Origin of the sequence: Candidatus Marifrigoribacter sp. Uisw_064 (assembly GCF_047730175.1) — a bacterium.
In the GTDB taxonomy this organism is placed as follows: domain Bacteria; phylum Bacteroidota; class Bacteroidia; order Flavobacteriales; family Flavobacteriaceae; genus Marifrigoribacter.
Window position 1 is genome coordinate 2,115,198 of record NZ_CP159833.1, and the last position, 12,980, is coordinate 2,128,177.

Annotated in this window: 18 protein-coding genes; 5 read left to right on the plus strand and 13 right to left on the minus strand. The window is 30.7% G+C overall.

Features of this window, described 5'->3' with window-relative positions; all coding sequences use genetic code 11:
• Window position 1 precedes the first annotated feature (1 nt).
• On the minus strand, window positions 2-562 hold the full coding sequence (locus tag ABXT64_RS09545) for an L-threonylcarbamoyladenylate synthase (protein ID WP_443632696.1): 561 nt from the start codon (window positions 560-562) through the stop codon (window positions 2-4).
• 329 nt (window positions 563-891) lie between these two features.
• Here ABXT64_RS09545 and ABXT64_RS09550 point away from each other — a divergent pair, with 329 nt between their 5' ends.
• On the plus strand, window positions 892-1,677 hold the full coding sequence (locus ABXT64_RS09550) for a glycosyltransferase family 2 protein (RefSeq protein ID WP_443632697.1): 786 nt from the start codon (window positions 892-894) through the stop codon (window positions 1,675-1,677).
• On the opposite strand, the gene ABXT64_RS09555 is transcribed toward ABXT64_RS09550, so the two are convergent.
• A complete protein-coding gene (locus ABXT64_RS09555; RefSeq protein WP_443632698.1) occupies window positions 1,672-2,838 on the minus strand; it encodes a hypothetical protein in 1,167 nt (388 codons plus the stop codon). The two genes, ABXT64_RS09550 and ABXT64_RS09555, sit on opposite strands and share 6 nt — an antisense overlap.
• 442 nt (window positions 2,839-3,280) lie before the next feature.
• On the opposite strand from ABXT64_RS09555, the gene ABXT64_RS09560 reads away from it, so the two are divergent.
• On the plus strand, window positions 3,281-4,063 hold the full coding sequence (locus tag ABXT64_RS09560) for a Kdo domain containing protein (RefSeq protein ID WP_443632699.1): 783 nt from the start codon (window positions 3,281-3,283) through the stop codon (window positions 4,061-4,063).
• Here ABXT64_RS09560 and ABXT64_RS09565 read toward each other — a convergent pair whose 3' ends face one another.
• The 4 genes from ABXT64_RS09565 to ABXT64_RS09580 are packed head-to-tail and all read right to left on the minus strand — an operon-like array spanning window position 4,064 to window position 7,813.
• Complete coding sequence (locus tag ABXT64_RS09565) at window positions 4,064-4,828, minus strand: glycosyltransferase family 2 protein (protein WP_443632701.1); 765 nt, start codon at window positions 4,826-4,828, stop codon at window positions 4,064-4,066.
• Between the two features lie 28 nt (window positions 4,829-4,856).
• The gene (locus tag ABXT64_RS09570; RefSeq protein WP_443632702.1) at window positions 4,857-5,942 is read right to left on the minus strand and encodes a CDP-glycerol glycerophosphotransferase family protein; all 1,086 of its coding nucleotides are present in this window, start codon (window positions 5,940-5,942) and stop codon (window positions 4,857-4,859) included.
• Window positions 5,942-6,994, minus strand: coding sequence for a glycosyltransferase family 9 protein (locus ABXT64_RS09575; RefSeq protein WP_443632703.1), 1,053 nt, complete (start codon window positions 6,992-6,994; stop codon window positions 5,942-5,944). Before ABXT64_RS09575 ends, ABXT64_RS09570 begins: the two co-directional genes overlap by 1 nt.
• A gap of 3 nt (window positions 6,995-6,997) precedes the next feature.
• Window positions 6,998-7,813, minus strand: a complete 816-nt coding sequence (locus ABXT64_RS09580) for a 2,3,4,5-tetrahydropyridine-2,6-dicarboxylate N-succinyltransferase (RefSeq protein WP_443632704.1) — start codon at window positions 7,811-7,813, stop codon at window positions 6,998-7,000.
• Between the two features lie 66 nt (window positions 7,814-7,879).
• Here ABXT64_RS09580 and ruvX point away from each other — a divergent pair, with 66 nt between their 5' ends.
• Genes ruvX through ABXT64_RS09595 form a run of 3 tightly spaced genes read left to right on the plus strand, consistent with a single transcriptional unit; the run spans window position 7,880 to window position 9,355 of the window.
• Complete coding sequence (ruvX, locus tag ABXT64_RS09585; protein ID WP_443632705.1) at window positions 7,880-8,293, plus strand: Holliday junction resolvase RuvX; 414 nt, start codon at window positions 7,880-7,882, stop codon at window positions 8,291-8,293.
• The gene (def, locus tag ABXT64_RS09590) at window positions 8,290-8,880 is read left to right on the plus strand and encodes a peptide deformylase (protein WP_443632706.1); all 591 of its coding nucleotides are present in this window, start codon (window positions 8,290-8,292) and stop codon (window positions 8,878-8,880) included. The genes ruvX and def overlap by 4 nt, the downstream gene beginning before the upstream one ends.
• A 58-nt stretch (window positions 8,881-8,938) precedes the next feature.
• Window positions 8,939-9,355 (plus strand): DUF5606 family protein, encoded by a 417-nt coding sequence (locus ABXT64_RS09595; protein WP_443632707.1) that lies wholly within the window; start codon window positions 8,939-8,941, stop codon window positions 9,353-9,355.
• A 27-nt stretch (window positions 9,356-9,382) separates the two neighbouring features.
• Here ABXT64_RS09595 and ABXT64_RS09600 read toward each other — a convergent pair whose 3' ends face one another.
• The 7 genes from ABXT64_RS09600 to ABXT64_RS09630 all read right to left on the minus strand — a co-directional run bounded on the left by ABXT64_RS09600 (window position 9,383) and on the right by ABXT64_RS09630 (window position 12,894).
• Window positions 9,383-9,541: a hypothetical protein gene (locus ABXT64_RS09600; RefSeq protein ID WP_443632708.1), complete on the minus strand. Its 159-nt coding sequence runs from the start codon at window positions 9,539-9,541 to the stop codon at window positions 9,383-9,385.
• Window positions 9,542-9,978: 437 nt separating this feature from the next.
• Window positions 9,979-10,218, minus strand: a complete 240-nt coding sequence (locus ABXT64_RS09605; RefSeq protein ID WP_443632709.1) for a hypothetical protein — start codon at window positions 10,216-10,218, stop codon at window positions 9,979-9,981.
• Between the two features lie 54 nt (window positions 10,219-10,272).
• Window positions 10,273-10,620: a hypothetical protein gene (locus ABXT64_RS09610; protein WP_443632710.1), complete on the minus strand. Its 348-nt coding sequence runs from the start codon at window positions 10,618-10,620 to the stop codon at window positions 10,273-10,275.
• A 37-nt stretch (window positions 10,621-10,657) separates the two neighbouring features.
• Window positions 10,658-11,095, minus strand: a complete 438-nt coding sequence (locus ABXT64_RS09615) for an RNA polymerase sigma factor (RefSeq protein ID WP_443632711.1) — start codon at window positions 11,093-11,095, stop codon at window positions 10,658-10,660.
• Window positions 11,096-11,128: 33 nt separating this feature from the next.
• Entirely contained in the window at window positions 11,129-11,335 is a 207-nt protein-coding gene (locus tag ABXT64_RS09620) for a hypothetical protein (protein ID WP_443632712.1), read from the minus strand.
• Between the two features lie 326 nt (window positions 11,336-11,661).
• The gene (locus ABXT64_RS09625; RefSeq protein ID WP_443632713.1) at window positions 11,662-12,066 is read right to left on the minus strand and encodes a hypothetical protein; all 405 of its coding nucleotides are present in this window, start codon (window positions 12,064-12,066) and stop codon (window positions 11,662-11,664) included.
• 474 nt (window positions 12,067-12,540) lie between these two features.
• Window positions 12,541-12,894 carry a hypothetical protein gene (locus tag ABXT64_RS09630; protein WP_443632714.1) on the minus strand — a complete coding sequence of 118 codons (354 nt, stop codon included), beginning with the start codon at window positions 12,892-12,894 and terminating at the stop codon, window positions 12,541-12,543.
• Between the last annotated feature and the right edge of the window lie 86 nt (window positions 12,895-12,980).

A 12,980-nucleotide genomic window follows, 5' to 3' on the forward strand; every position in this document is an offset into this window, starting at 1 on the left:
TTTAACTGCGAATTATTTTTACAGTACCGTCATTTTCAACTTTAATTATAGTTGAGGGTTTACCTGATTTTTTATTTTGATTTAAATTTACAACATAGTCTACTCCATCTTTAATAGCATTACTAATTTCTTGAAAGTTATTTGGAGCTTTTTTATCACTAATATTTGCAGAAGTTGAAACAATAGGTCGTTTTAATTTTCGAATCAATTTGTTGCAGAAAGGATCTTTTACGATACGAAAGGCTATAGAGTTATCGCTAGCTATAAGGTTTTCAGCAACATGTAAAGGTCTGTCAAGAATTATAGTTGTTGGCCTTACTGCATATTTTAGAAGGTCGAAAATAACTTCAGGTATTTCTTGAATGTATTGATCAAGCATTTTAATATCACTGACCAAACATATTAATGATTTACTCTCATCACGCTTTTTTAGTTCAAAAACTTTCTCCACTGCAGCAGCATTTGTAGCATCACAACCAATGCCCCAAATGGTATCAGTTGGGTACAAAATTAATCCTCCTTTTTTCAGCGCATTTAATGAATTATTGATTTCTTCTTGCATTTTTTTATTATGAAGTAAAATATCTTGCAAAAGTACTAATTTAGATGGATAGAATTATCTTTAATCCACATGATTGTTGTTTGCTAAAAAACTATATTTTCTAAGGTAATTGTTAATCATTTTTGTTTAACCAATATTCGACATCTTAATTTTTATAATTTTGAGAACGGTTTTAAAATACCGTAGTATAGTTTAATAACAATATTAATTTTTTAGTGTTATAATTTAACCATCCTTGTTTTGGCATAGCGATCTTTATTCTTTAAACTGAATACGACTTAGTTATCTATATATAAATTGTCTTATCTTTGGATAAAGATTCTTTATAATTGAAAACATCCTTATTAATATCTACCTATAATTGGCCTAAAGCACTAGAATTAGTTTTGTTAAGTGTTGAAAATCAAATATTAAAGCCAGATGAGCTTTTATTGGCAGACGATGGTTCAACAGAAGAAACTACAGATTTAATTAATGCTTTTAAGAAAAAATCTAGCATTCCTGTTATACATGTTTGGCATGAAGATAATGGCTTTCAAAGATCTATTATTTTGAATAAAGCCATAGCACAAAGTAAAGGAGATTACATTATACAGACAGATGGGGATTGTATTTTACATCCATACTTTGTTAAAGACCACATGTTATTGGCAAAAAAAAATAGCTATTTATTTGGAAGCCGCGTTACGATAAAAGAAGAAATTTTAGCAAAATTGTTTCAGAATAAAATAATTAAATTCAATTTTTTTTCAACAGGAATTAAGAAAAGAACTAGAACCATTCGGATACCTTTTTTTAGTATTTTTTATAAAACTAAAATAGAATTGTCAAAAAAGATGAGAGGTTGTAATATTTCCTATTGGAAAAAAGATTTTATTGCGGCAAATGGTTATAATGAAGATATGACGGGCTGGGGCAGAGAGGATTCTGAACTAATTATTAGAATGATGAATATGGGTTGTGTTGGTAAACGTATTCGTTATTGTGGTATTGTTTATCATATATGGCATCCAACAAGTTCAAAAAGTAATCTTAATAAGAATAATCAAATCCAAGAAGACACTATAATAAATAAGTCCTTGCGATGTGAAAACGGGATCAATAAATATTTATAACCCTTTAAGATTTTCTAAATGGGTATTAATTGCTTTAACTGCTATTTGGGTGGCTGTTGAACCTTCTTCTGAATAAATATTTTCTTGACTTATGTGTTCTTGAATTGTTTTAAATTTCTGAAAATTTAATTTAATATTTTGAAGTGCTTTGTCTAATGCTTTTGCGGTATTAATAACTTCACCGCATTGCCAAAATCTATAATTACTATCCTCTTTGAAGGAAATGTTTTCAGAATTAATAAAAATGCAAGGTCTAGGCGTTATTATAAATTCATATATTTGGCTAGAAACATCACCTAAATAAATATTTGCTTGGGTAATAAAGGTCATGTTAACGCTTTCTATACTTCCTAAATCAATATGGATATTTTCAGCTTCAAAAAACTTTTTAGGGATTGCTTCTTTCTTTTCATTCCCTTTGTCTGCAAATAAATTAATATGTGGCGCAAAAATAAGATTATAGCCAGTGTTATTATAAAAAAAATCTAAGACCTCTAAGCCATGACGATGCCATGAGGAAAAGGGAGCTGTAAAATGTGGGTTATATAAAACTACGGGTTTATTATTATTGAAAAATGTTTTTTTTATTTGATTTTTAATAGCATCTATTTTTTGATAACCAGTAATGATAGTTTGTTTACTTAGCAATCCTCTTTCTTTTAATTGATTGTAAAAAAACTCTCCAGAGATTAAATGTAAATCAAAGTCTAATAAATCTTTTTTAAAAGCATATGCTCTACCAGCAAGACCATGAGGAAACTTAATAAAACTTGGTTTTTTCTTATTTCCCCTATATTTATAGAGCGTGTGATGTATATAGTCTGTAAAAATCAGCGCGTCAAAAGATGAAAGAAGGTAGTTCTTGTTTTTTTTCATCCAAAACGTTTTTCTTGGAAAGTCTCTTTTTTTTAATTGATCTGTAAAAGCTCTAAATGTTTTAGTTGTAAGTTCTTCTAATATCACATTTTCTCCATCTAATCTATTCAATGAATTTTTTAAATAGTTGTGTTTAGACGGAAATGTTAGAATACTAACCCTGTTAGTTTTGGCTAATGCTATAGCAATGGTAATAAAATGATTTATATGGTGTATTTCATCTAAAAAAATAAATCCTATGTTTTGGTTTTGCGAACTATTTTCTGAAGTTGTTTTTTTACTCATAAAAATCCAATGTTTTTTTAATATTCTTAAATGTATACTTTCAGGTATCTGAACTATAGTTTCTCAAACTTTGGATTCTCCATTTTATTACTAATATCCTTGTTTTCAATATATTTTTTGTGATGTTTTCACCTACAATAATTAATAGTAGTCCCTTTAAATGATAATTAAACTGCCCAAAGCCGAAGTTTAAATTTTTTATATTATGAGGTTTTAAAAAGATTGATTTCATATAAAAGCATTCAAAAGCATATTATTAGATTTATTTAAAGTCCAATTGTAGGGTTAAAATTAGCTAATATTACTTCAATAAAGTATTCTGAATCTTAATTTCTTTTGGGTATTAGAAATTCTGAGGTAAATAATGAATAATTATAGATAGCTATTTTGTTATAAATGTTTAGAAATTGATGGGTTTTTAGGAAAAATAAAAATAGTACTTTTGCTGAAAGTTGTTTATTTAGATATGAATATTAGATTTTCTGTAAAATACAAAACACAACAAGAAGCCATTCTCAATGTAATTGATGAGTTTCATTCTAAAGGTGAAAAGGTTGGTAATGGAGATAGAAATACCATTAAAAACTTTGAGGTGAATGGTAAAACAATTACAGTAAAACTCTTTAAAATACCGAACCTAATAAACAAGGTGGTTTATAAATATTTTAGAAAATCAAAAGCAGAAAGGTCTTTTGAAAATGCTTTATATTTAATAAATAATAATATTGGAACTCCTGAACCTATTGCATATCTTGAAGAAAAAAAGAGATTTTCTCTAGCAAAAAGTTATTATATAAGTGAACATATAGATGCAGATTTAACATATCGAGAACTAATTTTTCAATTAGATTACCCAGAAAGAGAAAAAATAATAAGAGAATTTACTGCATTTACTTTTTCATTGCATGAAAATGGTATTTTGTTTAAAGATCATTCTCCTGGAAATACGTTAATTAAAAAAAATGGAGATCATTATATGTTCTATTTAGTAGACCTTAATAGAATGGAATTTAAAGAACTCTCTTTTGAAGAAAGGATAGTTAATTTTAGTCGATTAACTCCTCGGGAAGATATGGTTGTAATAATGAGTGATGCTTATGCAAAACTAACATCGTGGTCTTACGAGGAAATATATGTAATGATGTGGTCTAAAACTCAAAAATTTCAAAAACAATTTTTTAGAAAGAAAAACTTAAAGAAGAAATATCTTTTCTGGAGGAAGTAATTACTTCTTTTTCCAAAGCTGATATAATTTAATGTATTTCAAAAAAGTGACATTAAATGTTTGTACACATATTACAAATCCATTTAAGCCATCTAAAAACCCAAGTCGAAGAAAATAAGCTTTAAAGAATGCCCAAAAGGGTCTCCATAGTATTTTTAATAATGAAGATTTCTTACCTAATTTAAAATAGGCTTCAGCTGCTATAGTCGAAAAACGTTCTATTTTTTGATTATGTTCCTTATAATCTCTATAAATCCAATGCAACAAATCACCTTTAAGATTACCTTTTGATTTTCCCTCTATTAGGGTGTAACTATCATGTGGGTTAATGCCTCGCCATTCACCACTGCCTTTTTTAAATAAGCGTAATTTTCGATCTGGATACCAGTCAGAATGTTTAATCCATTGACCACAATAATTATTCATTCTGTTACTGTAATAGCCATCATGTACCCAATCTTGTTTTACCTTTAAAATTGATTTAGTAAGCGTTTCAGAAAGAGCTTCATCTCCATCAAGGGAAAGTATGTAGTCGTGCTCAGCCAATGATAAGGCAAAGTTTTTTTGCTCGATATATCCTTCAAATTTATGTTGAACAAAACGAACCTTATAGGTGTTACAAATTTCTTGCGTTCTATCGGTTGAGAATGAATCTACCACAACTATTTCATCTACTACATCGACTAAAGAAGCCAGACATTTTTCTAAATGTTCTTCTTCATTATAAGTAATGATAAGCCCAGAAATTTTTACAATTGTATTCATGAAAGATGGTTTCTTCTTATTAACAAATTTAATTTTTCTTTTTTATTGTGAAAGGTCGACGGTAACTTTTTAAAGTATAATAGCCCAGTTTCTTTCTTATTTTAAATTTTCTAATCAAATCCAATGGTTTTGTTGAAAGATAGCTTTTATCTTTATGTAGAAAATGTATCGTTGTATTAATAATTCGTTCACTCGACTTACCGTCAAAATACGGATGAAGGTTTTGAATAAAAGCGTCTATTTTTTCTAATAAATGAGCAGGTTTTTTTAAGGCCTGTATAAAACCATCTTCTATTTTTTCTGGCTCATTGACGTGAATTAAATACTCATAATCGAACGTATGATTAAATGTAACGACAGGCTTTTTTTGAAGTAGAAATTCCTGAATCGCTGAAGTTGTATCAGCAAATAGAATGTCTGCTTTCTTATAAAGAGGGACCAGATCTGTTGTATCCCAAAAGGTGAAATTATCTTGCTGGATGCTACTCCATGACTTTAAGATATCTAAATCCATTTTAGGGTGAAGTACTATATTAAAGTGATATTTACCTGTGCTAGCTAGTTTTATAATCTCTTTCCGCACTTCATTATTGTGAGCTAAACTTAGTCTTGGAGTGAAAGTAGAAGCGATAAGGATGTTTGGAATCTCATTTTTTATAGGTGATGCTACTGGAAACATAGGGTCCATTTTTGACCAACCAGTTTCTATAACCTCAAAATGTTTGTGCTTTTCAGCTAATTTCTTAAATACTGTTGTGGTGCTAGGTCCTTGAGTGCAATAGAGGTCGAAAAAATTTCGAATCCTAAACTCACTGAATATATGTTTTTTGGAAGGTCTTTTTTTTGCAAGAAAACCATGAAAAATCTGAACTTTTAACCCAGGAATAAAATCGGGTACTACATTGGTGGCTGTTAAAACAATATGAGGGTTATAATCAACAACTTCTTTCAATGTGCTAAGAACTGATGCATCTTTAGAGAAATATTGATTCGTTTCAGGAACATCCGCAAACCACTTTATCGTGTAACCACGTTTATTAATTTCATCCTCCAGCGGTGTTCCAATAGGAATGGAATAACGATATGAAATATAAATTAGAAACCGATAGTTCATTATAAATCTTTTAAAAAGGCAGTAAGTTTAGGTACTATAAATGTATGCTTAAATTTTAAATAATACGATTCAGGGTTTTGTTTTGCTTCATTATAACTCTCTTCATGATACTCGATATAATCTGCAAGATGTACTGCAACATTGTTGTTTGATTCTTCATCTCCAAACCAATTCAATTTATTTAAAGCAGGATTAAAAATGATAAACGTTGGAATATTCAACGCTTTAGCCATATTTACGGCACCTCCTTCATTTCCTATCAGTGCATGACATAAACAAGTTAAGCCTAAAAATGCGCGAATACTTTTTCCGAATAAATCAAAATAGATATGATCTTGTGTTTCTTTAGAACATAAATTATAGATTTCTTTCGCTTCCTTTAATTGCTTCGGAATATAATTAAATAGCAATTGTACATTGGGTTTTTCCAAAACAATCGTTTCAAGTAACTGAGCCATATACTTCGCTGGGTAGGTCTTTTTGGGATTGCTTCCTAAAAGACTAATCATGTATAATGGATTGGATTGTGTTATCTGAAAAGATTCAAGCATTTTTTTTGCTTCTGCTATTTCAGATTCTTGAAGGTATATTTTTGGAGCTATATTTTCAAAATCTATGTGCAAAGGTTGAAGCAATCGCATTCTGTTTTCAATCGCTAAACTTGTATTTTTTTCAGGCTTTTTAATTCTCTTAATGCCTTTATTATAAATAAATGAAGTATGTTTTTTATGGTAACCAATTTTTATTTCAGCGCCAGAAAACAAGGTAATTAAATTACTACTTAGTTTCCCATATACATCAATGACTACATCGTATTTATTATTACGAACTTGTTTTAGAAATGAAGCAAATTTTAGATAACTATTTTCAATTTCAGGAGTAAAATAAATAAAGTGGTCAATAAACAGATGATTCTCAACAACAGGATCGGTATGCGAATTAATTAAATAATGTAATTCGCAATCTTCCCTTTGTTTTTTTAAAACTTCAAAAAGGATAGAGGATGTAAGTACATCTCCAATCATTTTTTGTTGTATAATGAGAATCTTCATAATTTATATCGCTACATCATATTCGCGTAATGCGTCATTCAAGGATGTTTTTTTATTGGTGCTTTCCTTACGTTCCCCGATAATAAGTGCACAAGGAACTTGATAGTTTCCAGCAGGAAATTCTTTTGTATAACTTCCAGGAATCACAACAGATCTAGCAGGAACTAATCCTTTTGTTATGATTGGTTCTGGTCCTGTAACATCAATTATTTTGGTAGAAGCAGTTAATACCACATTAGCTCCTAAAACAGCTTCACTTTCAACACGAACGCCTTCTACAACGATACAACGCGATCCAATAAATGCATTGTCTTCAATAATAACAGGAGCCGCTTGTAAAGGTTCTAGAACCCCACCAATACCAACACCGCCACTAAGGTGTACATTTTTACCAATTTGAGCACATGAGCCTACAGTTGCCCAGGTATCGACCATAGTACCTTCGTCTACATAAGCACCAATGTTTACATAACTTGGCATCATTATAACGCCACTCGAAATATAAGCTCCGTGTCTTGCAACTGCATGAGGAACTACTCGAATACCTCTTTCTTTATACCCTGTTTTTAAAGGAATTTTATCATGATATTCAAAAATACCAGCCTCCATTACTTCCATTTTTTGAATAGGAAAATATAAAACAACCGCTTTCTTTACCCATTCATTTACCTGCCACCCATTGGAGGTCGGTTCAGCACAACGTAATTCACCTTCATTTAGAAGGTTTACAACTTCACGAATGCTATTAATCGTTGTAGAATCTGTTAAGAGAGAACGATCTTCCCATGCTTTTTCTATAATTTCTTGTAATTGAGTCATTTTATATGTAATATTTTTACAAAGATAGAAGTCGCTTTTAATTATTCCCGTATTTTTGTGCAAATTATGGGACGTTTATTATCGATAGATTACGGAACAAAGAGAACAGGTATTGCCATTACTGATGAATTGCAACTAATTGCCTCTGGTTTAACTACAGTTGGAACTTATGAATTGCTTCCTTTTTTGAAGAATTATTTTGCTTCAGAAACAGTAGATTTAATTATTGTTGGAGAACCAACACAGAAAGATGGCACTCCTTCTCAGGTGGAAGAGGAAATAAAAAAGTTTCTCATCAAGTTTTCAGAAGAGATTCCTAACATTCCCATAAAACGAGTAGATGAACGTTATACAAGTAAAATGGCGTTTCAGACGATGATTGATAGTGGACTAAATAAGAAGCAAAGAAGAAATAAAGCGTTAGTTGACGAAATAAGCGCAACGATTATTTTACAAGATTATTTATATAATAAACAATGATATTACCAGTAATAGCCTACGGAGATCCAGTTTTGAGAAAAGTTGGAATAGAAATCACAAAAGAGTATCCAAAATTAGATGTGTTAATTAAAAACATGTATGAAACCATGTATGAGTCCAGTGGAATTGGAATTGCTGCGCCTCAAGTGGGTGTAGCGATTCGACTTTTTATTATTGATGCATCTCCATTTGAAGATGATGAAGATTTATCTGAAGAAGAACGCACTTTTTTATCTACGTTTAATCAAGTATTTATCAATGCTAAGATCCTTGAAGAAACAGGGGAAGAATGGGCATTTAATGAAGGGTGTTTAAGTATTCCGGATGTAAGAGAAGATGTGTTTAGAAAAGAGACCATTAAGATTGAGTTTTATGATGTAAACTTCGAAAAGCATGTAAAGGAAATTAATGGAATTTTAGCTCGTATTATTCAGCATGAATTTGACCATACAGAAGGTATATTGTTTACAGACTTACTATCTCCAATAAAAAAACGTTTAATTAAAGGAAAGCTTTCTAATATTTCAAAAGGGAAAATTAAAGTTGATTATCGCATGAAATTTCCTAATGCAAAAAAGAAACGTTAACAATCTTGGATATTTAAATTGAACCCAAGATATTTGCAGCCTAAAAAAAAAAAATTGTATGAGTTTAGAAAAAATATTATCTATTTCAGGAAAGCCAGGTTTATACCAATTAAAAAATCAAACAAGAAATGGTTTCATAGCAGAATCTTTAATTGATGGTAAAGTAATAAGTGTAAATACACAGCACAATGTAAGTTTACTTTCAGAAATAGCTATCTATACGCTAACGGAAGAGGTTCCTTTGGCAGAGGTTTTAACCAAAATTTCAGAGAAAGAAAATGGAGGAGAAGCCATTAACCACAAATCATCTAAAGACGAATTAGAAGAATATTTCTTCAATGTGCTGCCAGATTACGATGAAGATAGAGTGTATGCCAGTGATATTAAAAAAGTAGTGCAATGGTATAATCTTTTAATAAAACATGGTATGACAGAATTTGTATCAAAAGAGGTGGAAGTTAGTGAGGAGGAGTAAGTAATTATACGGGTTTATAACCATAGTTTAGTCTTGTATTAAGTCTCTTAATTTACAAGCTTTATTATACTCTTCTATTTTCTCAGCTTCTTTTAAAAGCAATTTTATTTTATCTTTTTCAATTGGTATATCACTAAATTTAAGAACTAGTTTAGTTCCAGAGTTATACTCAGATAGGTGAGTCAAATTTAATTGATTTTTAGGATATGTTCCTATATTGAAATTTGTCAAGTCCAAATGATAAACATTTTTATCATATGCAATCAACCAATCAAGAGAATCTGTGCAATTGAATTAATGAATTGTTTACAATCGTTGCAACTTAAAGAATGTCTTAGAAAATCAAATTCTTTCATTTCTATAATGATATGCGGAATTTCTTCTTAGTGTTTAGTAGTGAATTGAATCTAATCAGCTTTTGTGTCAAAAATAATCTCAACTTTAAGTTTTGCATTGAAAATTAATATCATCATGTTCATTTGAAATTAAGACTAACGGTCTTGTGTATGAGTAGTAGCGGATTAAAGTTCATATACTTTCAGTTAGCAAGATAACGAATTAAATACAAAAACGGTTTGAGTACTCACCCAAACCGCTATTGCTTTTATATATTGTTATCACCATTATTCGTTTCTCAACTCCTCCATTTCAGCAATCATATTTTCGAGTTTTCTAAAAATTCGACTGTAAGCCAAATTCACATCCCATTTATAAATTTTACCACCAAAAACATAAATTAGAACCGCAATTACAAGGGCTATAATCCATGTAAATGTTGGAATTCCATAGACTAGATGAAATCCAGAATTCAAAATCGCTGCATTCGTTACTTCTCCTGTTTTCAATGCATGTACTATTGGCATCAAAGATGTTAAGAAAACCAGGGGATAAAAGAAACGCATTACTTTTGTATTGTTTTAAATGGCCATTTCAAGCCAGCTGTTGAATGACTTGACATAATCATAACTACTCAAACTAGCATCAATGTTTTTCATGGTTCTTCCCTGTTTAATACTTATCCAACAAACCCCCATAAAGAGAAAAAGTATGAATACTCCAGTATAGGGAGTCCCAATCGCATCGTACAGCCCCAAATTCAAAAATGCAAAAACCATAATGACGTAAATATTAACTTTCATCATTCGTTTGAATTTATCTATAATAGTTTTCGATTTTTGATTATATAAATCATTGAGTTTAGGAGCTACTAGTGAGTCACTGTCTAAAAATCTTTTTTTCCAAATTGTTTCAATTGATCTTCCCATCTAATACTTTTTTTAAGCGTTCCTTTATTCTTGTAACTCATACACCGATGTTGTTAGCATTGGTGCCAATGATATCGGCGATTTCCTGATATGACTTTTCTTCTAGATAAAGTAAAATCACTCCTCTGTCAACTTCAGATAATTGTCTAATGGCATCATACAATTGATTAAGAGATTCATCAGCAAAGGCATGGCTTTCTTCTATGGCTTCTTCAGGCAAGGAATCAGAAGCGAAATACTGGTGATTCTTTTTCTTTTTCTTTAGAAAAGTCAAGCATACATTCAATGATATCCTATAAACCCAAGTAGACCATTCACACTGCTCCTGAAAATTATCTTTGCTTCTCCAAATCTGTAAACACACCTCTTGGTAGTAATCTTCAAAATCTTCCTGAGAATTGGTATATGCCCGACAAATTTTTATGACAATGGCTACATGGGGTAAAATGGATAATCTGTAAAAATCATTACTCATTTATAAATAATCTGATAATTATAATATTAACTATCATGCATTATTTTTGTTCTTTAAGAATTTATTTGCAAAATATCCCAACAGGGAAATCTGCAAACCTGCACCAATGATTAATGCATTTATTACAATTTGATTTTTATCAGAATCTTTTAATACTATACTGCAAATTAGAATAAGTGCCGCCCAAATAAGTGATCCAGATACTTGAAGAATTGAAATACTTCTATTTTGATTTTTCATAACCTTGTTTTTAATTGATTTACTTGGTTAGTGGTCAAAATCAAAAATTATTACACCCATCACCGTTTTTTTTTTAATCAGACAATTTATTTACTCGTGGCAGGAAAAAAATTCACTAATTTGTGATAACGGCTCGGCTATGGTTAGTACGGGATTTAAAAGTAGTTAACTTTCGATTAAGCACTTAGCCAAAACTTTTTATTTTGTTTTATCTTTTTATTTTTAAAGCCAAATCAAAAGATTTGGCGGACTTGGTTAAAAGCTCTAAAATTTGGGTTAAGCACCAAAACCCGTATTAACTATAGCCATTGTTGTACGCTGGCTTTTCATTCCGTTAAACTTTTAATCAAATCATTTTGTAGGAATTCAAATTTCGACTTTTTCCAAAAAGACAAGTCAATTAGCCCTGTTGTACTATTCTCTTTCCAAATTCCGTTTTCATTCGATTCCACAGTCCATTTTATCGGTCGATTTCCTTTTTTTGTCAATTTCAACCTACAATCTTTAGAAAGTCCGAACGCAAAAAAATTCAGCGCATCATTTTCATTGTTAAATTCCTCGTGCCAAAAGTCAAACGCAACAGTAAAACCCCCGTTTCCATTGTCAGTCAGAGTAACTGGAAATCCGCTTTCGTTTTTTGGATTCACAGTTATTGATTCAGGATTTAAGTCATATTCCGCTTCAGGATATTTCTTTAGTCGACTTACTATTTCGTCTATCGTTTTGCTCATTTTTTGGCTTGCGTACAACTTGTTATATCGTTATGTTTATACTCGTTTATCGTCTTGTGTTACTAGACATACATACTTTTTGTGCATTTTTATCTAATAAAAATCCCCACACCGTTCGCCAAAGGCAAATAGGAGTGGGGATAGCGTATAAAGGTATAAATATTTAAGACAATAGCATGTTTTTTTTGCGAGAAATGTTAATTGTATCTGTTCTTTTTTCCATTGCATTATATGTTCATTACTTTTTTGCATTGATCAAAAAAGTAACCAAAAAAATCTAGTCTTACGATTCCTCTTCACCCATTACGTTTTTCAAGTGAAGTGAAATGAACTCGCTATGCTCAAACAGAATTTCACTTTTACCGCTTTTCAAAGCTATGGGTCCCGAAGTCGAATCGTGGGACTGAAACAAGATGCATTGAAATTTTTTAGTTTAGAATAATGAGTAAAAGCTTCGTTTTAAAAAATAAACAATTAGGTTTTAGTTTGTAACACTTCTTTTAAGGTTGCTACTTGGGTTGTTAATTGTTTGTTTTCTTCTTGCAGGGTGTTAATGAGTTCATCTTTGCTGGTGTCGGCAGGAATGTCGCTGCTAAAATGAGCAGGGAGTTGTGCTGCGATATCGCTAAAAAAATTGTGTTGTAGTGCATGCGAGATATCCCAAAGAATGTCAATAGCTAAGGTCTTTCTTTTTTGATACCTGCTTATACTCGATTTATCTCGTTGTAGAAGTCTTGCTAGTACTGCTTTGCGTATGTGTTTTGCTCTAAAATAGGTTTTTAATAAGTTGCCCATATGAGGCGTAGGAGGTGGAATGTTGGATTTCATTTTTTTCATTTTAAAATAAACTGCGGTAAATGTCAATTAAGTTGTGGTTTTTGTCAATTGTGTTGTGGCTATTGTTAATTGAGTAG